The following is a 21,385-nucleotide window of genomic DNA, read 5'->3' as shown; positions in this document are numbered from 1 at the left end:
ACATGACGTAAAGGCCCACCATGGTCAGCCCACCCAACGCCCCAATTGCTGACGCAGCCGCCGGTTCTCAGCGCGCAACTGTTGCACTTCCTCGAGCAGGTCCAGCGCCAGGGCAACGCCTTCCCATTCCAACTCCAGTTCGCGCCGCAGCTTGGCGGCGCGCCGCGCAAGGACCAGTTCGTAGTCAGTGAAACGCCAATCCGAGGGGGCGGCGCCGTGAGGTTCGAGAATGCCGTGTTCGACGATTTCGATGACATGGACATCCAGCAAAGCCGCGGCCTCGCAAAATTCCCTCAGGTTCAGTTCAATGATCGGGTTGTTCATGGTCTGCTTCTCCCAATGCTGTAACTGTGTAGGAGTGTAGGAGCTGGTAGAGCTGGTAGGAGCTGACGAGTGAAACGAGGCTGCGATCTTTTGATCTTGATCTTTCGCTTCGGACTCAATGGCTAGCGCAAAGATCGCAGCCTCGTTTCACTCGTCAGCTCCTACATGCTCCTACCCGTTCCTACGGGGCGATGCTCAAAAACCGGCCCGTGTTCAGAAATTCTCCCGCGGATCGAATGCGGCTTTCTTCGCCAGTTCCGCCCACAACGCCTTGACCGCCTCGTCACTGGCCTTGGGCATCACGGCCTTGAGCTGCACGAACAGGTTACCGCGCTCGCCCGCCTTGTTGCGCAGGCCGTGGCCCTTGGCGCGCATGCGCTGGCCGTTCTGGCTGCCGGCCGGGACCTTGAGGTTGATCTTGCCAGTGAGGGTCGGCACCGCCACTTCCGTACCCAGCGCCAATTCCCACGGAGCCAGGGGCAAGGTGATGATCAGGTCCTGGCCTTCGACATCGAACTTGGGGTGCGGGGCGAAACGAATGGTCAGGTACAAATCGCCATTGGCGCCGCCACCGATACCCGGCGCGCCCTGGCCCTTGAGGCGGATGCGTTCGCCGTCGGTCACCCCCAGCGGAATCTTCACGTTCAGGCTTTTGCTGGTGTTGCTCACATGCTGACCGGCCGCGTTGTACTGCGGCACCTGGAAACTGACCTTTTTCGACTCGCTCGACAGGCTTTCTTCCAGGAAGATCGGTAATTCCATTTCCACGTCTTGCCCTCGACGGCCGGCGCTGCGACCTGACTGCCCACCACCGAAACCTGGCCCGCGATTACCGAAGATCGAACTGAAGAAGTCCGAGAAGTCCCCGGTGTCCTGGCCACCAAAACCACCACGGCTCTGCCAGCCCGGCGGGCCCTGGAAGGGTTGGCCGTGCTGACCGTAGCGGCGCAGGTCGTCGTATTCGGCGCGCTTGTCGGCGCTTTTCAGCGCTTCATAGGCTTCGGAGACGTCCTTGAACTGGGTCTCGGCATCCTTTTCCTTGCTTACGTCCGGGTGGTACTTGCGCGCCAGTTTGCGATAGGCGGCCTTGATCGTGGCGTCGTCAGCCGTCGGCTCGACACCCAGGATCTTGTAATAGTCTTTGAAGTCCATTGAAGGATCACCATCCGTTATCGATATAGCACCGCCATGCACAGCATGCCCGTGGTACAAGCCCCGGAATTTGACCAATCTCAAGGTTTGTGACCGGGCGGCGCTTCAGAAGTTTATCGGCAGCCGGTGGCGGTTCTTGTACCCGCCCTGTGGCTACCAGGCCCATGCCAGCAAGTTTGGGGGTATAAGGGCCGCTTTCAAGGCCGACGATTGCGAATTACTAGATAACCGGCCTTCGAATCCGCGCCACACTGGCATACACTGCGCGGCCGTTTTTTCAACTGGAACCCGAAAGACATGAAAAACGCATCCCCGGCCCGTGCCTGCGGCATCGACTTTGGCACGTCCAACTCCACTGTCGGCTGGCTGCGCCCCGGCATGGAAACGTTGATCGCGCTGGAGGACGACAAGATCACCCTGCCTTCGGTGGTCTTTTTCAATCTCGAGGAACGTCGCCCGGTGTATGGCCGCCTGGCCCTGCACGAATACCTGGAAGGCTACGAAGGCCGGCTGATGCGCTCGCTCAAGAGCCTGCTGGGCTCCAAGCTGATCAAGCACGACACCAGCGTGTTGGGCACGGCCATGCCGTTCAAGGATCTGCTGGGGCTGTTCATCGGCCAGCTGAAGAAACGCGCCGAAGCCACCGCCGGTCGGGAATTCGAAGAAGTGGTGCTGGGTCGCCCGGTGTTTTTCGTCGACGACGATGAAATGGCCGACCAGGAAGCGGAAAACACCTTGGTGGACGTCGCCCGCGCCATCGGTTTCAAGGAGGTTTCGTTCCAGTACGAGCCCATCGCGGCGGCATTCGACTATGAATCGACCATCGAGAAAGAAGAGCTGGTGCTGATCGTCGACATCGGCGGTGGTACCTCGGACTTCTCCCTGGTGCGCCTGTCCCCCGAGCGTCGCACCCACGATAACCGTCACGCCGACATCCTCGCCACCGGTGGCGTGCACATCGGAGGGACCGACTTCGACAAGCAACTTTCGCTGGCCGGCCTGATGCCGCTGTTCGGCTACGGCAGCCGCATGAAGAGTGGCGCCTACATGCCCACCAGTCACCACATGAACCTGGCGACCTGGCACACCATCAACGCGGTGTACTCGCAAAAATCCACCCTGGCCCTGGGCAGCATGCGCTACGACATCGAAGACACCGGCGGCATCGACCGGCTGTTCAAACTGATCGAACAGCGCGCCGGGCACTGGCTGGCGATGGAAGTGGAAGAAACCAAGATCGAGCTGACCCACGCCGACCAGCGCCACGTGCCGCTGGACCGGATCGAGCCAGGCCTGAGCGTGGACCTGAGCCGGGCCTTGTTCGAGTCGGCCATCGACGGCTTGCTGGAGCGGGTACGCGGCAGCGTCACGCAGCTGCTCAACGATGCCAACGTGCGGGTCGATCAGGTGGACACGGTGTTCTTCACCGGCGGTTCCAGCGGCATCCCGGCGCTGCGCAACAGCGTCTCGGCGATGCTGCCCCAGGCGCGGCATGTGGAAGGCAATATCTTCGGCAGTATTGGCAGTGGGTTGGCGATCGAGGCGATGAAGCGGTATGGGAGCCAGGTCTGATCCAAGACCCAGGCGCGGCCTTCGCGAGCAAGCCCGCTCCCCCAGTTTGATCGCATTCTTCCTGAAGGAACTCGGTCACCTGTGGGAGCGGGCTTGCTCGCGAAGACGCCAGATCAGTCAACCCATTGGCTGGATCAGACCATCCCCACCAGCTTCAACTCACTCTTGAGATACGCATAATAAATCGGCCCCGCCACCACCCCCGGCAGGCCGAATGCGGCTTCGAATACCAGCATCGCCATGAGCAACTCCCAGGACTTGGCGCTGATCTGCCCGCCGACGATGCGGGCATTGAGGAAGTACTCGAGCTTGTGGATCACGATCAGGTAACCCAGCGCCGCCACCGCCACCCAGATCGACAGCGACAAGGCGACGATGGTGATCAAGGTGTTGGACATCAGGTTGCCGATGACCGGCAGCAGGCCCAGCAAAAACGTCATCACGATCAGGGTCTTGGTCAACGGTAGATGGATGCCGAACAGCGGCAGCACCACCGCCAGGAAAATCCCGGTGAAGAAGGTGTTGAGCAAGGAAATCTTGATCTGCGCGAAGACGATGTTACGAAACGCCTTGACCAGCAGGCTCAGGCGATCGAACAGCGCCGCGGCCAGGGGCTTGCGCTTGGTCACGTCGGGGATGCGCTGCAGGGCAACGATGGCCCCCAACACCATGCCGATCAGCAACGTCACGAACATGTGGGCCGCGTCCTTGCCCACCAGTTGCAGGTCGCTCAGGTGCTTGCTCACCCAGTCACCGATCGCCACCCGGAACTCGGCGGCGCTGGCCGGCAGGTAAGCGTCGATGAACGGCGGCAATTGCCCACGGGCGCGATCGACCACCGCCATGAACATGTCCAGGGACGCGCCTGGGTTTTCTGCTTCATGGAGCAGGAAACTGAAGGCCCCGGCGAAAATCAACGAAAGCACACTGACCACCAGCGTACCCAGCAACGCCACCGCCAGCCAGCGAGCGCGGCGGCCTTCGATCAATCGCTGCAACTGCGGGGTGAGCATGTTGACGAGTTCGAACACCAGCAGCCCGGCCAGCAGGCTCGGCAACAGACGCAACGGCAGCACCAGCAACAACCCACCAAAAATGATCACCCAACTGATCACCAACAACACATGACGCTGAGAAAACGTTGGCATACAGCCTCAGGACAAAACGGCGTGAAAGGATCGGCAGTCTGCCAGCCTTCCACCAGCAGCACTAGAGATTGTATCGGCCGACATTGGCCGCAGTTCAGGTGTTTTTTGCAGTGGCTGTGCCGCCCTCATCGCGAGCAAGCTCGCTCCCACCCTGGGCCGGGCAATAAAAACCCACTGTGGGGAGCGAGCTTGCTCGCGATAGGGTTATGGATTCAACGCTTATTTTTTCTTCAGGCACTCACTCATGAACGCCTTGCGGGCGTCACCCTTCAGGGCCTGCTCGGTGGCCGTGGCGTTGCAGCTTTTCATGCGTTCCTGCGGGGTAGCCTTGAGGCACTTGCTCATGAAGGCCTTGCGCTCGTCGCCCTTGAGCGCCTTGGCGGTAGCGTCGGCGTTGCAGGTGGTCATCTTGGACTGCTGCGCCGTTTCGGCGAAGCCCTGGGAACAAAGCAATAAACCGATCATCAACAAAGGCACACGCAGCATCTTCATGGTGTTTCTCCTGGCTGCCACACGAGGGCGTGGCGATGAAATGCAGTGTAGACAAAGCCTGTTACTGATCTACACCCCGGCAGCCTTCAACCGCTCGGCATGCTCGACAAACAAGCGGATCGGCTCGGCCCCCTTGCCCACCAGTCCCAGCGATTGGTTGACGATATCGAAGTGGTCCAGCGGATAGTCATCGCGGATCACCGTGCCCAGGTGCGAGCTGTAGCGTCCGACCATGCCGTCGCACTGCCCCGCTTCCCGCACAAACGTACGCGCAAATAAACGGCAGCTGCGGTTGGTGCCGTCGAACAGGTTGCGCCCCTTGTCGGTCTTGCCCGGCTGCAGGGTGCCGGACCACGAGTAATAGCGCACGCCGCTGACCTCTTCCGGCCCATTCCCGCCCCAGGTAACCGGCAGGCCCTGTGGATAACGTTGGTTGAACAGCGCCACGCCGGCGGTAGTCAGGGAGGCATGGGACGCGTGAATATCCACCGGCAGCTTGGGCCCACGATAGCCGGTTTCCAGCAGGCTCATCAGGGCGTTGACCAGGCGTAGCACGGCACTGAGCAGACGCCCCTTGGCACTCTCGGCGGGGTAGTGGGCTTGCAGGTAATCCGCCAGTTCGGAGCCGTGGTTGGTGCCGGCCACCGACGTGACCGACGCCACCAGGTCCGGACGTTTGGCGGCCGCATAGCGGGCGGTGAGGCTGCCCTGGCTGTGGCCGATCAGGTTGACTTTCTGCGCTCCGGTTTGCCGCAGGATCTCCTCGATCCGCGCCAGCAATTGCTCGCCGCGCACCTCGGAAGAATGCAGCGGCGAAACCTTCACCGCCACGACCACGGCACCGCCGCGACGCAACGCCGAGACGATCCCATACCAGTACGGATACAGCACCAGGCGGATGAACCCGAGCATGCCCGGGACCAGTACCAGCGGGTAACGAGTGGCGCAGCGTTGCGACATGGCGACATCCTTGTGATCAAGAGGGGATCAGCATCGGCACTGATGATGACCCGTCTATGACACCCATGTCACTGCTAGGGATCCGCGGCCAGAGATTGCCGCCCGTTGGGCCGATCAGAACGTCCGCGCCAGCGCCAGCAAACGCTCCTCGGCCTCGGCGCAGGACAACGCAAAGCTGCGCTCGGCCGATTCTTCGCCTTCTGCCGCCACCACCGTCACATCGGTGATGCCGATAAACCCCAGGACGGAGCGCAATAGCGTGTCGGCGTGGTTCATGCTTTCCAGCGCGCCGCCGGGCCCGAAACCGAAATCGCCGCGACTGGTCACGATCAAGGCCTTCTTGCCCAGCACCAGCGGCTCGTAGTGCGACACGCCGTTATCCAGGCTGTGGTTGAACGTCAGCCCGATGCGCACGATCTGGTCGATCCAGGCCTTCACGCCGCTGGGCACGCTGAAGTTGTGCATGGGCGCGGAAATCACCAATCGGTCATGGGCTTGCAACTCCTCGACCAAGGCATCGCTCAGGGCCAGGTCCGCTTGCATGGTCAACGGTCGAGCCTGGGGCTCGGGGTAGAACGCCGCGGCGATGAATGCTTCATTGACCGGCGCAATCACCGTCCGCCCGACTTCGCGACGGGTCAATTGGGATTGCGGATGGGCACCCTGCCACGCCGAAACAAAGGCCTCGGCCAAGCGCCGGGAATGAGAGCGCTCGCCACGGGGACTGCCATGCACCACAAGAATCTTACTCATCTGAATCTCCTTTTATGCGGCTACAATCAACACTGCTTGTGCCTTTCAGCTTGAAGCTCGTAGCCGCTGGCAGACAAATGAGCGTTAGTTCATCTGGATGAGTTAATTTCATCCATCGTATTTCAGGAGAATCAGAATGTTCGCCAAGCTGCCGCTCAACGCCCTGCGCGCCTTCGAGGCAGCCGCGCGGCTGCTCAGTTTCAAGGCGGCTGCGGCGGAGCTGTCGGTGACGCCTACGGCGGTCTCCCATCAGATTCGGTCCCTGGAGAGCTGGCTGGGGCTGGTGCTATTCGAACGCCTGCCTCGCCAGGTACGCCTCACCGACGGCGGGCAACGCTTGTTCCACAGCCTGCACGGGGCATTGCTGGAGGTGGCACAAAGCGTCGACACCCTGCGTCCGCAACGCAGCACCAGCCACCTGACACTGTCCACCACCGCAGCGTTTGCCGCCCTGTGGCTAGTGCCTCGCCTGGGGCGTTTTTATGCGCGCCACCCGAACATCAACGTGCGCCTGGACACCCACTGCGAGGTGATCGACCTGCACCAGGACGCCAGCGTCGACCTGGTGGTGCGCTACAGCCTGGACGCCTACCCGAACCTGTACGGCATGTGCCTGTTCGATGAAAGCTTCGGGGTCTATGGCTCGCCTGAACAAGTGGCCCTGGCGGCCCTACAGGTGCCGACGCTGATCAGCGTGCATTGGCACAACTCCAAGCTGTACGCCCACGGTTGGGATGCCTGGTGCGCCCAGGCCGGGGAAACCTGGCTCACCCGGCAACCGTGCATGCGCGAGTACGACGAGGAGCATTACGCCTTGCAAGCGGCGATTGCCGGACAGGGCCTGGTGCTGGCGAGCAATATCCTGGCCTCTGAAAGCATCGCCAGCGGTTTGCTGGTGGGCTATCGCCCGGACGTCCAGGTCAACGGCGCAGGCTACAGCGCACTGTGCGTCCCGGGCCGCGAACGCCATCCGCCGGTGCGGGCGTTCTTCCAGTGGCTAGGTGAGGAAGCGCGGCTGTCCGCATCGCTCCTGACGCCATCACCGGTGTAGGAGCTGCCGAAGGCTCGGGCCGCGTTCGGACGATCTTTTGATTTTGCTCTTTTGGCGTTCGCTCATGACTCAATGGTCTGGGACAAGATCGCAGCCTCGTTACACTCGGCAGCTCCTACACGGGGTATTTCATAAAACTTTTTGCTTCGCTCATCACTCCCACTTTAAGAAGTGATCGCGCCATCAGAGCGTGACGCTCCCACCGGATCAGCCTCCAGGAGAACGAGATGAGCGACATGCACTTATCCGATGTAACCACCCTGCGCGAACGTGCACGGCAGAACGTGCAGAACGGCGCAGTGACCGAGGGCTACGGCGCCGATCGGCAGGAAGTCGTCCGCCTGCTCAATGAAGCGCTGGCCACCGAACTGGTCTGCGTGCTGCGCTACAAGCGCCACTACTTCATGGCCGCCGGCCTCAAGGCCAGCGTGGCGGCCAGTGAATTCCTCGAACACGCGAACCAGGAAGCCGAACACGCCGACAAACTCGCCGAACGCATCGTGCAGTTGGGTGGCGAGCCGGAGTTCAACCCCGACCTGTTGACCCGCAATTCCCACGCCCAGTACGTGGCGGGTAACACCCTCAAGGAAATGGTGTACGAGGACTTGGTAGCCGAACGGATCGCCATCGACAGCTATCGGGAAATCATCCAGTACATCGGCGAAAAAGACCCAACCACCCGGCGCATCTTCGAAGACATCCTGGCCCAGGAAGAAGAGCATGCCGATGACATGGCCGATATCCTGGCCGATCTCTAATACACCTTAGGGCCCCTTCGCGAGCTAGCTCGCGATGAGGCCCACCGCCTCACCGCAAAATCTGGCTACCGCGTGGGCTTGACCGTCACTGGTGCCTTGCCCGCCTTCATCTGCTCCAGCAGCGGCGCGCACTGGTTCGGCTCACCGCCGCTGGGCGCTATCAGCGCGAGCAAGCCGGCGGCCGGTGCAGCGATCACACCCAACGCCACCATCCCGGCGCCGCGCAGCATCAGCGGCACCGCCTTGATCCCCGCGGCAGGCTTGGCGAACGAGCCCCGCACGTACAACGGCGAGCGCAGGGAAATCAGGCGCCAGCCCTTGGACTCGGGAGTGATGGTCAGGTCCAGTTGCTCACTCGCCATGTTCGCCGTGCCGTCGATGTAGATGATCGCGTTCTCGGTGTCGAACACGAACAGGCGCGTGGTCGCCAGGCCCGTCTTGATGTCGAAGTCCGCCGCCGCGCAGTTGATCTTCACTTCCTCGTCGCCAAAGATTTTACCCACCACGTAGTTACCGACGTTCAGCCCCGCCAGCTCCATCAGCTCACGACTGATGGCGCCATCGTTGATGAGCATTTTCAGCGAGCCATTGGCAGTGCCCAGCAACGCCGCCACCGAATTGCCGCGCCCGGTGATATCGGCATCGCCGTTCAGTTCGCCGAAGCTGGTTTTCATCGGCTCAAAGCCCGGAAACAGCTGCTTGAGCTTGAAGCCGCGCGCCGTCAACTTCGCCTTGCCTTCCAAGGGCTGGGTGTGGCCGTTGAGGCGGATCTGCGCATCGAGGCGACCACCGGCCACGCCAAAGCGCAGGGGCTCGAGGCTCAACTGCCCATCGTTGAGCACCAGATGGGTGTAAAGGTCGGTGAACGGCAGTTGCTCGCTATGAACGATGCGTTTGCCGGTGAACTCCACATCGGCGTCCATCACGCTCCAGCGCTCGGTGCGAAACTCCTCCACGGGCAAAATCTTGTCGGCCGGCTGCTTGCTGGCGCCGCCCCGGGCCTTTTGCTCGGTATTGGAGTCGGCACCGATCAACGGCGCCAAGTCGCTGAACAGCAGTTGATTGGAGACCAGCGCGCCACTGAGCTTTGGCCGCGGCTGGCTGGCGACATAAGCCAGGTCGCCATGGATATCGCTGTCGCCGATCTTGCCGTTGAACGCCTCATAGCGAAACAGCGCCCCACCCGGCTCATGCAGCTTGGCAATCAAGCGGCCGTCAGTGGCATAAGGCGGCGAATCCGGCAAGGTGACGCCGGTCAGCGGGTAGAGATGGGCCAGGCTGTTGCCGGCCAGCTTCAGGCGCAAGTCCAGGGCCCCCAGATTCAGCGGGTCGGTGAGGGTGCCGGCCAGTTCGACGCGGGTCTCGGCGATTTTCGCCTGGGCCTGGAGCGGAAAGGGTCGTGACGCATCCTGCAATGCCAGCAAGCCGCCGACCTTGCCGGAGCCGGCCAGGGCTTGCCCGTGATACTGCCCGTCGACCTTGAAGGCGAACGCGTAGTCCTGCGGTGTCGCGCCCTGGTCCTGGGCTTTTTTGGCGGTCTTTTCACCGACGATATCGCTGAACGGGATGGGTTTGCCCAAGGGGTCGATCAACAGGTCGAGGCGAGTCTTGAGTGTTTGGTCGTCAAGGGTGACGTGGCCCTTGTCGAAACTGATGGCGCCGATGTCCACCACCCAGCTGGACGGCTTGGCGTCAGGGTCTTTCGGATCGAATTGGAAGGTCCAGTTGGCGCGCCCGTCAGCCAGGCGTTGCAGGTTGGCGTCGGGCTCCGTCAGGTCGATACGCGCAATCGCCACCCGCCGGGCCAGCAAGGCCAAGGGCGAGACGCGCAACTCAACACGTTTGAGCGTGACCATTTGCGGGGTTTTCGACCACTCCGGGTTGCCCAGGCTCAAGTCCTCGGCCACCACATGGGGCCACGGCAACCAGGCTCGCCAGCCCCCTTCCTCCGGCTCACGCTGCCAGGTCACCGCCAGGTTGCCGTTGATGGCAAAGGGACGATGCAACTCCTCGGAAACCTTGGTATTGAGCGCAGGCTTGATGCGGTTCCAGTCGAAGAAGGCGATGATCAGGATCAGCACGGCCAGCAGGACAACAAGGCTGGCAAAGCTCCAGGCGAGGATTTTCGAGGTGCGCGTCATGCACAAGGCTCCTGATGACAAGATCGGCGTCCGTAACCGCGACGCCGCTGGGAACACAACCCTGCAGTCGGTTCGTTATGAAGGGTTGGACTGGTAAAACGGTCCACAGGTGCCGATTAACGGCACAAAAAACTGCAAGATTGCTGACCGATCAGACAACAAACTGTTACCGCGCCCGCACACTTGCGAGGCAGCGATGGGTACAAAATACCCACCACGGTGCAAAACCAACCCTCGGAAAGGCCCGTCCTAGAGCCTTCGCCCCGAACAATCAATTCCGTTGATTATTACCATTGCGTTTATGAACTTTTATATCGACTTATCGAGAGTAGCATTGCCCTCGTACCCACTTTATCGCCCTCCCAAGGAGCAACGATCATGAAACGCCAACTACTGATGAGCCTTTCCCTTTCACTGCTGGCCTCGACTGCCTTTGCATTGCCAGCCTCCGAACAAGCTACGCCACAGGTCAAGGACAGCCACTCTGTCTACAGCCAGACTGTTGCCGAAGGTGGCCGTGATCGCCTGGAAGAAAAAGGTCTGGCTGAGGACGGTTCTTCTCGCACACCTGGCCAGACTCTCGCCGAAGATGGTTCTGACCGCACACCTGGCCAGACCCTCGCCGAAGACGGTTCTGACCGCACACCTGGCCAGACCCTCGCCGAAGATGGTTCTGACCGCACACCTGGCCAGACCCTCGCCGAAGATGGTTCTGACCGCACACCTGGCCAGACCCTCGCTGAAGACGGTTCTGATCGCACCAAGCTGGGCGAAACCCTTGCCGAAGACGGTTTTGATCGCACCAAACAGGGCGAAACCCTCGCCGAAGGCGGTGGTGATCGCGTGATCGAACGCAACAGCACAGTGAGCTGAGCCCATGGTGGCCCGGAAAAAAGCCCGATTCCTGCAATCGGGCTTTTGACTTTTCAAGCCCTTCGTTTTCCCGCCTGATCCCTCTCTACCGTTCGACGTCGACAAAGCCGATTTGCTAGAGTGCGTCGCTCCCATGAATCAGAAGCCAGCCTTGCGATGCTGCCCCGCGCCGAACAGAAACAACAGACCCGAATTGCCCTGATGGACGCAGCCCGCCATTTGATGGAGTGCGGCCGGGGGTTCGGCAGCCTGAGCCTGCGGGAAGTCGCCCGGACTGCCGGCATCGTGCCCACCGGGTTCTACCGGCACTTCGACGATATGAACCAATTGGGCCTGGCACTGGTCAGCGAAGTCGGCCAGACCTTCCGCGAAACCATCCGCCTGGTGCGCCACAACGAATTCGTCATGGGCGGCATTATCGACGCGTCGGTGCGGATCTTTCTCGATGTGGTGCAGGCCAACCGATCGCAGTTCCTGTTCCTGGCCCGCGAGCAATACGGCGGCTCCCTGCCGGTACGCCAGGCCATCGCCCAGCTGCGCGAAGACATCAGCTCGGACCTGGCAGCCGACCTGGCCTTGATGCCCAAGCTGCAGCACCTGGACCTGGCTGCCCTGGGCGTGATGGCCGACCTCATCGTCAAGAGCGTGTTCGCCACCCTGCCGGACATCATCGACCCACCCGCCCAAGCCCTCCCCGAACACCTCACGCCCCAGGCGAAGATCACCCAGCAACTGCGGTTCATCTTTATTGGCCTCAAGCATTGGCAAGGGTTGGGCAGTACCGAATAAACCCCGGATGTACCCCACTGTGGGAGCGAGCTTGCTCGCGATAGCGGAGTCTCAGCCCCCTGATTGCTCACCTGACACACCGCCTCCCGAAGAACCGCCTGGTAAATATGGCCATCTCTGTAGGAGCTGCCGACCGCTGTGATCTTTCGGTGCTTTTCCCCCGCCAAACCCTCGGACATTTCCTTCAACACGCCGGGCTGTTCATGAACTAGGCAGCGCTTTCGAGCGCCGTTAACCTTTGTTCGTCATCGCAAAAAACGGTGATACGGACGTGCAAGTCCGATCTAGGAACGCATTCGTTATGGCTATTCGCCGAGCATTTTTCTATGCTCGCCGACTGTTATGGCGGCTGCGCGTGGGAGACCTTCGGGTCTGCCGGGTTCCTGGACCGGTCTTGCACACCTACGTACAGCTGCCACCCATTTTTCGACGTGCAATCGGAGGGTGCCGGCTCCACTTCCAGGAATTTTCACTATGTTCATAGCAACTCCGAATCCCCCACAAAGCGGCCATAAGTCCCGCGTCGAAACGCAGGAAGAAAAAAAGCTCGATGACGCCGCCACCCGCGCCCTCGACTACTACCTCAAGCCCAAGCCCGCCTCACCGCCCGAACCTGACAAAAACCAACTCTTCATCGTTTCCCCACACATCGACACCGAAACCCTGCTCGCCAACGCCTCCGAAGACCTGCTCTCCATCAGCACCATCGCCGCCGACCTGGCTGACGACGTGGACGATTCACGCCGCTGCGTCGCCCTGGCAATCAGCCGGATGGCCGATGGAGTGCAGTTGTTGGTCGAGCGGGCATTGGATCATCTGGAAACCAAGGAGATGGCGGCGCCTGGAGCCAAGGGGTAGCGCTTTGCATTGATGCAGGCTGAGCCGGCGCCATCGCAAGCAAGCCCGCTCCCACAGGTTCTTTTGCGCAGGTCGCAAAATGGTGCGCAAAACTCCAATGCGCACCAACCTGGCACACATCCCGCCCCATCCTGAAACGCCATCCCAGCTATTTCCTACATCTCTTTCGGTTGGCAAGCCCCTTGCTCTAAACACAGCACTGTTCATTGCTGGAAGCACTCCGATGCTGGTGATTCACCGCAGAATCGACACTCAACCGCGCTGGGACGCCGAGCTGCACCTGACCTTTGACGCCCGTAGCAAAAGCCGCCTGCGCTGTTTCAGTGCCGAAGGTGAAGACGTGGGGTTGTTCCTGGAACGAGGCCAACCGCCACTGTACGACGGCGAATGCCTGCAAGCTGAAGACGGGCGCATCGTGCGCGTTTGCGCCCGCGCCGAACAATTGCTGCATGTCACCTGCGCCAACGCGTTCGAACTGACCCGCGCCGCCTATCACCTGGGCAATCGCCATGTCGCCTTGCAAGTGGGCGATGGCTGGCTGCGCCTGCTGGACGACTACGTGCTCAAGGCGATGCTCGAACAACTGGGCGCCCGCGCCGAGCCCATCGAAGCCCCATTCCAACCGGAACACGGCGCCTATGGCGGCGGTCACCATCACTCCCGGCACGGCGACGAAGCGTTCAACTACGCGCCGCGCCTGCATCAGTTTGGCGTGCGCACATGAACCCGGCCTGGGCGCTGTTGCGTCTGGCCAGCCCGCAGTTGCCGATTGGCGGCTACAGCTATTCCCAGGGGCTGGAGATGGCGGTGGACAACGGCCAGGTGAAGAATCCCGACGACGCCCGTCGCTGGATCAGCGATCAACTGCTGCTGAACCTGGCGCGTTTCGAAGCGCCCTTGTTGCTGGCGCACTGCAGCGCAGCCGCGGCTGACGATTGGGATGCGCTGCTGCTGCATTGCCAAGAACACCGCGCCAGCCGGGAAACCCGTGAGCTGTATCAAGAGAGCCGGCAGATGGGCTACTCATTGCAGCAACTGCTCGCTGGCCTGCCGGAACTCGACCGTGCCGCGCGCGGCTTTCTTGAACAGCTCAGCCTCCAACAGCGCAGCGAGCCGCACCTGGCCTTGTGCTGGGCTCTGGCGGCCCGCGCCTGGCAGATCGCCCCCCAGGACGCCCTCGCCGCCTGGCTGTGGAGCTGGCTGGAAAACCAATTGGCGGTGCTGATGAAAACCCTGCCCCTGGGCCAGCAAGCCGCCCAGCGCTTGACCAGCGAACTGCTGCCGCTGCTGCAACAGGCCCAGCACGACGCCTCGAACATCGACCCTGACCATTACGGCAGCGCCGCATTTGGCCTGTCCCTGGCGTGCATGGCCCATGAGCGCCAGTACAGCCGTCTATTCCGTTCCTAGGAGACACTCATGAATACACAACCTCTGCGCGTCGGTATCGGCGGCCCGGTGGGTTCCGGCAAGACCGCCCTGACCCTGGCCCTGTGCCTGGCTCTACGTGAACGCTACAACCTGGCGGTGGTCACCAACGACATCTATACCCGCGAAGACGCCGACTTCCTGGTGCGCAACGAGGCCCTGGCGCCGGAACGGATCATCGGCGTGGAAACCGGCGGCTGCCCGCACACGGCGATTCGCGAAGATGCCTCGATCAACCTTGAGGCGGTGGATCAGTTGAACCGGCGCTTCCCGGGCCTGGACCTGATTCTGGTGGAGTCGGGCGGCGACAACCTGTCAGCGACCTTCAGCCCGGAGCTGTCGGACCTGACCATCTATGTGATCGACGTCTCGGCCGGCGACAAGCTGCCGCGCAAGGGCGGGCCGGGCATCTGCAAATCCGACCTGCTGGTCATCAATAAAATCGACCTGGCCCCCCTGGTGGGTGCGTCCCTGGAAATGATGGACAGCGACACCCGGCGGATGCGCAACGGCAAGCCCTTCGTGTTCAGCAACCAGAAGACCGGCCAGGGCCTGGACGACATCATCGCCTTCATCGAGCGCCAGGGCCTGCTGACCGCCGCCTGATCTTTCCGACTGACCACAAGGAAGCTTATCCATGACCTTCAAACGTATCCTCGGCGCCCTCGCCCTGCTGCTGACCCCAGCCCTGGCCTTCGCCCATCCCGGCCATGGCGACAATGGCCTGATCGCCGGCCTCGGCCACCCCATCGGCGGGCTCGACCACTTGCTGGCGATGCTGGCGGTCGGTTTGTGGGCCGCACAACAACAAGGTGCCGCGCGCTGGGCGCTGCCGTGCACCTTCGTCGGGACGATGCTGCTCGGCGGCCTACTGGGCTTTGAAGGCCTGGACCTGCCGGCGCTGGAAAGCGGGATCGCCGCCTCGGTGCTCGCCCTGGGCCTGGCGGTGGCACTGGCGGTGCGTCCGCCATTGAGCCTGGCAGTCGGTGCGACGGCACTGTTTGCGCTGTTCCATGGCGTGGCCCATGGCCTGGAACTGCCGGACATGTCGAGCCCGTGGGCCTATGCGGCGGGCTTCGTCGTGGCAACAGCGGCGCTGCACGGCGCCGGTTTTGCGCTGGTGCGGGTGTTGCCGCGCGCGGCGGCGCCATTGGTCCGGTTGGCCGGGGCGGCTTCGGCGGCGGCTGGGGTTTGGTTGCTGGCGGGCTGATTCTCTAGCGCCTGCCGGGCCCCTATCGCGAGCAAGCTCGCTCCCACTGTTTGATCGGGGTACACCGGCCCCTGTGGGAGCGAGCTTGCTCGCGATGACGGACTTGCAGACGCCATCTCTCTGGAGTCGGTCACTCTGCTACCATGTCGCGCAATCGCCCCCCAGCCGTGACGACGTCCGCCCATGCCTGATGCTTCCCGCCCCGCTCCCCAGCCTGAATTGACCGCCCTGTTCGCAACGGTGCGTCAGCATTTTCACGACGTGATCGTGCCGATGTGGCAAGGCCCGGGCTGGAATGCCGAACTGGCGTTGCCCTATGAATCCCTGGATGCCGAACATGCGCCGCTGCCACCCCAGCGCTACCGCGCCATGGCCTGTGCGCGGCAGCTGTATGTGTTCGCCAGCCTGATCGGCGAAGTGCCCCAGGCCGAGGAACGGGCCGGCGCACTGTTCCGCTCGCTGCAGCGTCATTTCCACGACGCCGAGCATGGCGGCTGGTTCTACAGCATCGATCCGCAAGGCGCGCCGCTGGACACCAGCAAGGACCTCTACACCCACGCCTTCATCCTGTTCGCCTGCGCCCATTACTGGGGCAAGGTCCGCGAGCCGCTGGTGGAATCGGTACTCAACGCGAGCCTGGAGGTCATTGCCCGGCGCTTCGCCAGCGCAGACGGTCTCTACGAAGCCAGCCTCAAGCGTGATTGGTCAACGACCGGATCCGGCCCGCTGCAAAACCCGTTGATGCACTTGGCCGAAGCGTTTCTCGCCACCCTCTCGGTCCGCGAAGACGCCAACGTCCGCCAGGCATTGCTGAGCCTGTGCGACGCAATGGCCAAGCAGTTCATCGAGCCGCAGCAAGGCGTAATGATGGAGAAGCCGCTCAAGGCTGTGGATAACTGGTTCGAACCGGGGCACCAGTTCGAATGGTATTACTTGCTGGCCTCATCGCCCCTGTTGCGCAACGGCAAGTTGCACACAGCTCTGGAGCATAGCTTCGGCCATACCGAGCAACGCGGCATCGACCCGGACTCCGGTGCTGTGTGTGCAATGCTGGCCTTGGGATCACAGGCAGGCCCACGCGATGCCACCCAACGCATCTGGGCCCAGGCGGAATACTTGCGGGCCCTCACATTGCGCCCGGGCAGCCAGGGGTTGTTGCTGCGCCAACTGCAAGCGCTGCAGCAACATTTCCTGCATGCCAAGGGCTGGCATGAATGCCTGGACGCCGACGGCATTGTCAGCCGCCGGGACATGCCGTCCACCACGCCCTATCACCTGCTGACCTGCTATCGCGGACTGGCCGATTATCTGGCGTAGAGATTGCCCCCACTGGACCTGTAGGAGCTGTCGAGCGAAGCGAGGCTGCGATCTTTCCAAGATCAAAAGATCGTCCGAACGCGGCCCGAGCCTTCGGCAGCTCCTACAGCGCAGCCAAGCGGGAGCAATCTCTGGCCACAAAAGCTCACTTCAAAACACTCGTCAGGCCTTGTTGCGCTCAATGGCAAACCCAGCCCAGGTCTGGCTCACGGGCATCAGTTCCAGGCTATTGATGTTGATGTGCGCCGGCGTGTTGAGCACCCAGAAAATCGTATCGGCGATGTCCTGCGGCTGGATCGGCTCGGCGCCGGCGTAGGTGGCGTTGTAGCGCTCCTGGTCGCCACCGAAGCGCACCAGGGAGAATTCGCTCTCGCACAGGCCCGGCTCAATATTGCTCACCCGCACGCCCGTGCCTTGCAGGTCGCACCGCAGGTTCAGGGAGAACTGCTTGACGAACGCCTTGCTCGCGCCATACACGTGGCTGCCCGGATACGGGTAGTTGCCGGCGATGGAGCCCAGGTTGACGATCCCGGCACCACGGCCGTGGGCGATCAGACGCGGCAACAGCAGGCGAGTGCTGTAGATCAGCCCTTTGACATTGGTGTCGACCATGGTGTCCCAGTCATCGAGGTCGCACTTGGGCGCCGGGTCGACGCCCAGGGCCAGGCCGGCGTTGTTGATCAACCCCCGCAATTTGGCGAAGGACGGCGGCAGGTTGGCGACGGCCTCCTCCATGGCCTTGCGATCACGCACGTCCAGGACCAGGCCATGGACTTCGGTCTGCTTCGACAGCTCGGCGCAGAGGGCATTGAGGCGTTCTTCACGACGACCGGTCAGCACCAGTTTCCAACCGGCCTCGGCAAAACGACGGGCACAGGCTTCACCAAAACCGGATGTCGCGCCGGTGATAAACAGGGTGTCAGACATCGTGTTCTCCTTGTTTGAACTTCAAAAGCCATTGAATGGAAATCGGCCCACAGCATGCCCGGCCTGGCATGGGAGGAGCAAGGCTTGCGCGCCAGCTTTCGGACCACAACTGCTCATAAAATAACCAATCCACGCCAGGCCTTGCTCAATAAGGCCCGCAGGCGATTGCCCGCACCTTATCCACAGGCACGTCCACAGTAATAGGGGGCAAGTGCAAAACCCGCAAGCCGCTGTGCATAAGGCTTTGCGGGGTATTTGGAAATTTTTTTCGCTTGACCCTGCAAGTGGGGTTGTGCAGCCCAAGTTATCTGCTATAAGCCAACATCAGATGGACGATGGCTCCAAGCCAGTAACGACGCTGCTCAGCGCAGTCTTTCCAGAGTTTAGTCACAGACTTATCCACAGGCTTTCCCACCGACTTTAGCGCCCATCGCAGCGCTCATAAAAGTGTTGACAACAGCCACTACCGCCTGGCGGAAAACACCTGATCAAAAAACGATCACAGCCCTGCAAGCCACGTATTCAAAGGCTTGCAGCCAGCTACTCCCACGTTACCCACAGCCAGTTCCACAGCAAACGGGGACAAGTCAAAACTGTGACAAAACAACTGTTTGCGGCGACTTTATGTCGCGGTTTCGCAGGGGCTCAGGATTGTTGTCCACAATTGTGAAAAACATACGAAACCCCTGTGGGAGCGGCGGTGTTTGGGGGAGATAAAAAAACCGGCGATCACTCGCCGGTTTGTTTTCATCGCAACAACAGCCTCAATGCCCGCCCAGATACGCGTTGCGCACCTCTTCATTGGCGAGCAACTCCTTGCCCGTGCCGGTCAGGCGGATTTCTCCGTTGACCATCACATAGGCCCGGTCCGACAGCCTGAGGGCGTGGTTGGCGTTCTGTTCCACCAGGAAGATGGTCATCCCGGTGGACGCCAGCTCACGCAGGGTGGCGAAGATCTGCTTCACCACGATCGGCGCCAGCCCCAGGCTCGGCTCATCGAGCAGCAACAACTTTGGCCGGCTCATCAATGCCCGGGCGATGGCGAGCATTTGCTGCTCGCCGCCGGACATGGTCATGGCCCGCTGGTTGCGGCGTTCCTTGAGCCGTGGAAACAGCTCGAACATGCGCTGCATGTCTTCGCTGGCGTATTTGTCACCAATGGGAATGGTGCCCATCAGCAGGTTTTCCTCGACGGTCATGTCCGGGAATACCCGCCGCCCTTCCGGCGACTGCGCGATGCCGTGGGACGCAATGTAGTGCGACGACTTGTGGGTGATGTCCACGCCCTGGTAGATGATCTGCCCGCCCGCCGCACGAGGCTGGCCGAAAATCGACATCAGCAGCGTGGACTTGCCGGCACCGTTGGAGCCGATCAGGCTCACGGTTTCACCTTCGTCAATGTGCATCGAGACCTTTTTCAGGGCCTGGATCGGCCCGTAGAACACGTCCAGCTCCTTGAGCTCGAGGATAGGTCCACTCATACCAGTTCCTCTTCGTCGGCACCCAGGTAAGCCGCGATCACCTTCGGATCGTTGCGAATCGCCTCGGGACCGCCCTCGGCGATCACCGTGCCGTGGTCCAGCACCACGATGTGGTCGGAAATACTCATTACCATGCCCATGTCGTGTTCGATCAGCACCACGGTCAGATCGTGCTCGTCGCGCAGCAGCCGGATCATCGCGCTCAGCGCTTCGGTTTCCTGAGGGTTGAGGCCGGCGGCCGGCTCGTCGAGGCAGATGATCTGCGGACGCGTGCACATGGCCCGGGCGATTTCCAGGCGCCGCTGCTGGCCATAGGAAAGCTCCCCGGCGAGGCGGTTGGCACAATCGACCAGGTCCACCACTTCCAGCCAATAGAAGGCGTGGTCCAGGGCGTCGCTTTCTGCCTGGCGGTAACCCTTGGTGTTGAGCACGCCCGCCAACAGACTGCGGTTGACCCACATGTGCTGGGCCACCAACAGGTTTTCCAGCACCGACATTTCCTTGAACAGGCGAATGTTCTGGAAGGTACGCGCCAGGCCAGCGCGGTTCACCAGGTGGGTGCCGCCAAACATCTTGTAGTACAGCCGGCTGGCGAAGGATTTCGGCGACACGAAGTCCGTCGGGCGAAACGCCTCGCCCAACAACTTGATGACGTTGGTTTGCTCGCCACGCACGTTGAGCTCGATCTTGCCGCCCGAGGCCTTGTAGAAACCGGTCAGGCAGTTGAACACCGTGGTCTTGCCCGCGCCGTTGGGGCCGATCAGGGCGAAGATCGAGTTGCGTTTGACTTGCAGGCTGACGTCGCTGAGGGCCTTGATGCCACCGAACTGCATCATCAGGTTTTCAACTTTGAGTACGACTTCGCTCATGGCGCTACCCCCTTGCGCGGCATCACCCCGGTACGGCTGATACGGATCAGGCCGCGTGGGCGCCAGATCATCATCAACACCATCAGTATGCCAAACAGCAGCACCCGGTATTCCGCAAAGCCGCGCAGCAGTTCCGGGGCGACGGTCAGCACAAATGCCGCAATCACCACGCCAATGGTCGAGCCCATGCCACCCAATACCACGATGGCGAGGATCAGCGCCGATTCAAAGAAGGTGAACGATGTCGGATTGACGAAGCCTTGGTAAGTGGCGAAGAACACTCCGGCCAGGCCGGCCGTCGAGGCGCCGATGGTGAATGCCGAGAGCTTGACCAGGACATGGTTCAGGCCCATCGAGCGGCAGGCGATTTCATCTTCACGCAAGGCTTCCCATGCGCGACCGACCGGCATGCGGGTCAGGCGATGCTTGATGTACAACACGGCCAGTACGACGAGGAACAATACCGCGTAGATGAAGTAGTACTTCACGTCCGGGTTGTAGGCGATGCCGAAAAACTCATGGAAGGGGACACCACCGTCCTTGGCTCTTTTACTGAATTCCAGACCGAAGAAGGTTGGCAGCGGCGCGGACATGCCGTTCGGGCCACCGGTCAGGCTCAGCCAGTTATTGAGGACCAAGCGGATGATTTCACCGAAGCCCAGGGTCACGATCGCCAGGTAATCACCGTGCAGACGCAACACGGGGAAACCGAGGATGCAACCGGCCAGCCCCGCCATGATCGCAGCCAGCGGCAGCACCGTCCAGAAACCCAGCCCCAGGTACTGATAACCGAGCGCCAGCCCATAGGCACCGATGGCGTAGAACGCCACGTAGCCCAGGTCGAGCAGGCCAGCCAGGCCTACCACAATGTTCAAGCCCAGACCCAGCAGCACGTAGATCAACCCTAGGATGACCACGCCCAGCAGGTATGAATTGGAGAAAAACGGGAATACCACGGCGACGACAATCACCAGCGGGATGATCCAGCGCAACCGTGTTTTGTAATCAGGCGGCAGTACATGAACCCCGGAGCTGGTGCTTTCGAAGCCATCAAGAATTCTCAGCCCCTTGGGCGTCTGCAGGAACAGGCCCAGGGCAAAGCGGCCAGCCATGACGATGGCGACAATCCATGCCACACGGGTAGGCTGCAGGTTGAAGTTGTAGCCGTCCAGCACCACACCGACAATCGGCCCGAACACAATCAGGGCGACAAGGCCGGCGAGAATTGCGTCAACCAGGCTTTTTTTCAGTTCAATATTTTTTTTAGTGGTTGATGACATCG

Annotated in this window: 22 protein-coding genes; 11 read left to right on the top strand and 11 right to left on the bottom strand. The window is 61.5% G+C overall.

The window, feature by feature from the left end:
* Window positions 1-24: 24 nt before the first annotated feature.
* Window positions 25-324, bottom strand: a complete 300-nt coding sequence (locus AC09SL_RS18155) for a chaperone modulator CbpM (protein WP_058546569.1) — start codon at window positions 322-324, stop codon at window positions 25-27.
* A 213-nt stretch (window positions 325-537) separates the two neighbouring features.
* Entirely contained in the window at window positions 538-1,476 is a 939-nt protein-coding gene (locus AC09SL_RS18150; protein ID WP_058546568.1) for a DnaJ C-terminal domain-containing protein, read from the bottom strand.
* Window positions 1,477-1,773: 297 nt separating this feature from the next.
* Between AC09SL_RS18150 and AC09SL_RS18145 the strand changes: the two genes are divergently transcribed.
* Window positions 1,774-3,048, top strand: a complete 1,275-nt coding sequence (locus AC09SL_RS18145; RefSeq protein ID WP_058546567.1) for an Hsp70 family protein — start codon at window positions 1,774-1,776, stop codon at window positions 3,046-3,048.
* Window positions 3,049-3,182: 134 nt separating this feature from the next.
* Here the strand turns inward: AC09SL_RS18145 and AC09SL_RS18140 are convergent, their stop codons facing one another.
* The 4 genes from AC09SL_RS18140 to AC09SL_RS18125 all read right to left on the bottom strand — a co-directional run bounded on the left by AC09SL_RS18140 (window position 3,183) and on the right by AC09SL_RS18125 (window position 6,401).
* Window positions 3,183-4,196, bottom strand: coding sequence for an AI-2E family transporter (locus tag AC09SL_RS18140; RefSeq protein WP_058546566.1), 1,014 nt, complete (start codon window positions 4,194-4,196; stop codon window positions 3,183-3,185).
* Between the two features lie 219 nt (window positions 4,197-4,415).
* The gene (locus tag AC09SL_RS18135) at window positions 4,416-4,688 is read right to left on the bottom strand and encodes a PsiF family protein (RefSeq protein ID WP_058546565.1); all 273 of its coding nucleotides are present in this window, start codon (window positions 4,686-4,688) and stop codon (window positions 4,416-4,418) included.
* Between the two features lie 69 nt (window positions 4,689-4,757).
* A complete protein-coding gene (locus AC09SL_RS18130) occupies window positions 4,758-5,648 on the bottom strand; it encodes an esterase/lipase family protein (protein ID WP_058546564.1) in 891 nt (296 codons plus the stop codon).
* Window positions 5,649-5,762: 114 nt separating this feature from the next.
* The gene (locus AC09SL_RS18125) at window positions 5,763-6,401 is read right to left on the bottom strand and encodes an FMN-dependent NADH-azoreductase (protein WP_058546563.1); all 639 of its coding nucleotides are present in this window, start codon (window positions 6,399-6,401) and stop codon (window positions 5,763-5,765) included.
* Between the two features lie 136 nt (window positions 6,402-6,537).
* Between AC09SL_RS18125 and AC09SL_RS18120 the strand changes: the two genes are divergently transcribed.
* Together AC09SL_RS18120 and AC09SL_RS18115 are read left to right on the top strand one after the other, a co-directional pair.
* Complete coding sequence (locus AC09SL_RS18120; RefSeq protein ID WP_058546562.1) at window positions 6,538-7,452, top strand: LysR substrate-binding domain-containing protein; 915 nt, start codon at window positions 6,538-6,540, stop codon at window positions 7,450-7,452.
* 227 nt (window positions 7,453-7,679) lie between these two features.
* Entirely contained in the window at window positions 7,680-8,210 is a 531-nt protein-coding gene (locus AC09SL_RS18115) for a ferritin-like domain-containing protein (RefSeq protein WP_058546561.1), read from the top strand.
* A 65-nt stretch (window positions 8,211-8,275) separates the two neighbouring features.
* Here AC09SL_RS18115 and AC09SL_RS18110 read toward each other — a convergent pair whose 3' ends face one another.
* Complete coding sequence (locus AC09SL_RS18110) at window positions 8,276-10,351, bottom strand: AsmA family protein (protein WP_058546560.1); 2,076 nt, start codon at window positions 10,349-10,351, stop codon at window positions 8,276-8,278.
* A gap of 378 nt (window positions 10,352-10,729) precedes the next feature.
* On the opposite strand from AC09SL_RS18110, the gene AC09SL_RS18105 reads away from it, so the two are divergent.
* From AC09SL_RS18105 to AC09SL_RS18070, 8 genes are all read left to right on the top strand, one after another.
* The gene (locus AC09SL_RS18105) at window positions 10,730-11,224 is read left to right on the top strand and encodes a hypothetical protein (protein ID WP_064107017.1); all 495 of its coding nucleotides are present in this window, start codon (window positions 10,730-10,732) and stop codon (window positions 11,222-11,224) included.
* A 156-nt stretch (window positions 11,225-11,380) separates the two neighbouring features.
* Window positions 11,381-12,013, top strand: coding sequence for a TetR family transcriptional regulator (locus AC09SL_RS18100; RefSeq protein ID WP_058546558.1), 633 nt, complete (start codon window positions 11,381-11,383; stop codon window positions 12,011-12,013).
* Between the two features lie 474 nt (window positions 12,014-12,487).
* The gene (locus tag AC09SL_RS18095; protein ID WP_058546557.1) at window positions 12,488-12,871 is read left to right on the top strand and encodes a DUF6124 family protein; all 384 of its coding nucleotides are present in this window, start codon (window positions 12,488-12,490) and stop codon (window positions 12,869-12,871) included.
* A 223-nt stretch (window positions 12,872-13,094) separates the two neighbouring features.
* Entirely contained in the window at window positions 13,095-13,595 is a 501-nt protein-coding gene (ureE, locus tag AC09SL_RS18090) for an urease accessory protein UreE (protein ID WP_058546556.1), read from the top strand.
* Entirely contained in the window at window positions 13,592-14,281 is a 690-nt protein-coding gene (locus AC09SL_RS18085) for an urease accessory protein UreF (RefSeq protein ID WP_058546555.1), read from the top strand. The genes ureE and AC09SL_RS18085 overlap by 4 nt, the downstream gene beginning before the upstream one ends.
* A gap of 9 nt (window positions 14,282-14,290) precedes the next feature.
* Entirely contained in the window at window positions 14,291-14,905 is a 615-nt protein-coding gene (ureG, locus tag AC09SL_RS18080) for an urease accessory protein UreG (RefSeq protein ID WP_003197309.1), read from the top strand.
* 31 nt (window positions 14,906-14,936) lie between these two features.
* Window positions 14,937-15,509 (top strand): HupE/UreJ family protein, encoded by a 573-nt coding sequence (locus AC09SL_RS18075; RefSeq protein ID WP_058546554.1) that lies wholly within the window; start codon window positions 14,937-14,939, stop codon window positions 15,507-15,509.
* Window positions 15,510-15,692: 183 nt separating this feature from the next.
* Entirely contained in the window at window positions 15,693-16,826 is a 1,134-nt protein-coding gene (locus AC09SL_RS18070; RefSeq protein WP_064107016.1) for an AGE family epimerase/isomerase, read from the top strand.
* A gap of 162 nt (window positions 16,827-16,988) precedes the next feature.
* On the opposite strand, the gene AC09SL_RS18065 is transcribed toward AC09SL_RS18070, so the two are convergent.
* The 4 genes from AC09SL_RS18065 to livM form a co-directional block, all read right to left on the bottom strand.
* Window positions 16,989-17,753 (bottom strand): SDR family oxidoreductase, encoded by a 765-nt coding sequence (locus tag AC09SL_RS18065; protein ID WP_058546553.1) that lies wholly within the window; start codon window positions 17,751-17,753, stop codon window positions 16,989-16,991.
* A gap of 764 nt (window positions 17,754-18,517) precedes the next feature.
* Window positions 18,518-19,234: an ABC transporter ATP-binding protein gene (locus tag AC09SL_RS18060; protein WP_058546552.1), complete on the bottom strand. Its 717-nt coding sequence runs from the start codon at window positions 19,232-19,234 to the stop codon at window positions 18,518-18,520.
* A complete protein-coding gene (locus tag AC09SL_RS18055; protein ID WP_058546551.1) occupies window positions 19,231-20,103 on the bottom strand; it encodes an ATP-binding cassette domain-containing protein in 873 nt (290 codons plus the stop codon). The genes AC09SL_RS18060 and AC09SL_RS18055 overlap by 4 nt, the downstream gene beginning before the upstream one ends.
* Complete coding sequence (gene livM / locus AC09SL_RS18050; protein ID WP_058546550.1) at window positions 20,100-21,383, bottom strand: high-affinity branched-chain amino acid ABC transporter permease LivM; 1,284 nt, start codon at window positions 21,381-21,383, stop codon at window positions 20,100-20,102. The genes AC09SL_RS18055 and livM overlap by 4 nt, the downstream gene beginning before the upstream one ends.
* Window positions 21,384-21,385: the final 2 nt, after the last annotated feature.

The organism is Pseudomonas sp. PF05, assembly GCF_056521845.1.
Note: the sequence above shows the minus strand (reverse complement) of the source record. Positions and strands in the feature narration are given on the sequence as shown.

Bases quoted from the DNA above. Each gene is read 5' to 3' on its own strand.
- AC09SL_RS18155 (WP_058546569.1), bottom strand. From the start codon at position 324: ATGAACAACCCGATCATTGAACTGAACCTGAGGGAATTTTGCGAGGCC.
- AC09SL_RS18150 (WP_058546568.1), bottom strand. From the start codon at position 1,476: ATGGACTTCAAAGACTATTACAAGATCCTGGGTGTCGAGCCGACGGCT.
- AC09SL_RS18145 (WP_058546567.1), top strand. From the start codon at position 1,774: ATGAAAAACGCATCCCCGGCCCGTGCCTGCGGCATCGACTTTGGCACG.
- AC09SL_RS18140 (WP_058546566.1), bottom strand. From the start codon at position 4,196: ATGCCAACGTTTTCTCAGCGTCATGTGTTGTTGGTGATCAGTTGGGTG.
- AC09SL_RS18135 (WP_058546565.1), bottom strand. From the start codon at position 4,688: ATGAAGATGCTGCGTGTGCCTTTGTTGATGATCGGTTTATTGCTTTGT.
- AC09SL_RS18130 (WP_058546564.1), bottom strand. From the start codon at position 5,648: ATGTCGCAACGCTGCGCCACTCGTTACCCGCTGGTACTGGTCCCGGGC.
- AC09SL_RS18125 (WP_058546563.1), bottom strand. From the start codon at position 6,401: ATGAGTAAGATTCTTGTGGTGCATGGCAGTCCCCGTGGCGAGCGCTCT.
- AC09SL_RS18120 (WP_058546562.1), top strand. From the start codon at position 6,538: ATGTTCGCCAAGCTGCCGCTCAACGCCCTGCGCGCCTTCGAGGCAGCC.
- AC09SL_RS18115 (WP_058546561.1), top strand. From the start codon at position 7,680: ATGAGCGACATGCACTTATCCGATGTAACCACCCTGCGCGAACGTGCA.
- AC09SL_RS18110 (WP_058546560.1), bottom strand. From the start codon at position 10,351: ATGACGCGCACCTCGAAAATCCTCGCCTGGAGCTTTGCCAGCCTTGTT.
- AC09SL_RS18105 (WP_064107017.1), top strand. From the start codon at position 10,730: ATGAAACGCCAACTACTGATGAGCCTTTCCCTTTCACTGCTGGCCTCG.
- AC09SL_RS18100 (WP_058546558.1), top strand. From the start codon at position 11,381: ATGCTGCCCCGCGCCGAACAGAAACAACAGACCCGAATTGCCCTGATG.
- AC09SL_RS18095 (WP_058546557.1), top strand. From the start codon at position 12,488: ATGTTCATAGCAACTCCGAATCCCCCACAAAGCGGCCATAAGTCCCGC.
- ureE (WP_058546556.1), top strand. From the start codon at position 13,095: ATGCTGGTGATTCACCGCAGAATCGACACTCAACCGCGCTGGGACGCC.
- AC09SL_RS18085 (WP_058546555.1), top strand. From the start codon at position 13,592: ATGAACCCGGCCTGGGCGCTGTTGCGTCTGGCCAGCCCGCAGTTGCCG.
- ureG (WP_003197309.1), top strand. From the start codon at position 14,291: ATGAATACACAACCTCTGCGCGTCGGTATCGGCGGCCCGGTGGGTTCC.
- AC09SL_RS18075 (WP_058546554.1), top strand. From the start codon at position 14,937: ATGACCTTCAAACGTATCCTCGGCGCCCTCGCCCTGCTGCTGACCCCA.
- AC09SL_RS18070 (WP_064107016.1), top strand. From the start codon at position 15,693: ATGCCTGATGCTTCCCGCCCCGCTCCCCAGCCTGAATTGACCGCCCTG.
- AC09SL_RS18065 (WP_058546553.1), bottom strand. From the start codon at position 17,753: ATGTCTGACACCCTGTTTATCACCGGCGCGACATCCGGTTTTGGTGAA.
- AC09SL_RS18060 (WP_058546552.1), bottom strand. From the start codon at position 19,234: ATGAGTGGACCTATCCTCGAGCTCAAGGAGCTGGACGTGTTCTACGGG.
- AC09SL_RS18055 (WP_058546551.1), bottom strand. From the start codon at position 20,103: ATGAGCGAAGTCGTACTCAAAGTTGAAAACCTGATGATGCAGTTCGGT.
- livM (WP_058546550.1), bottom strand. From the start codon at position 21,383: ATGTCATCAACCACTAAAAAAAATATTGAACTGAAAAAAAGCCTGGTT.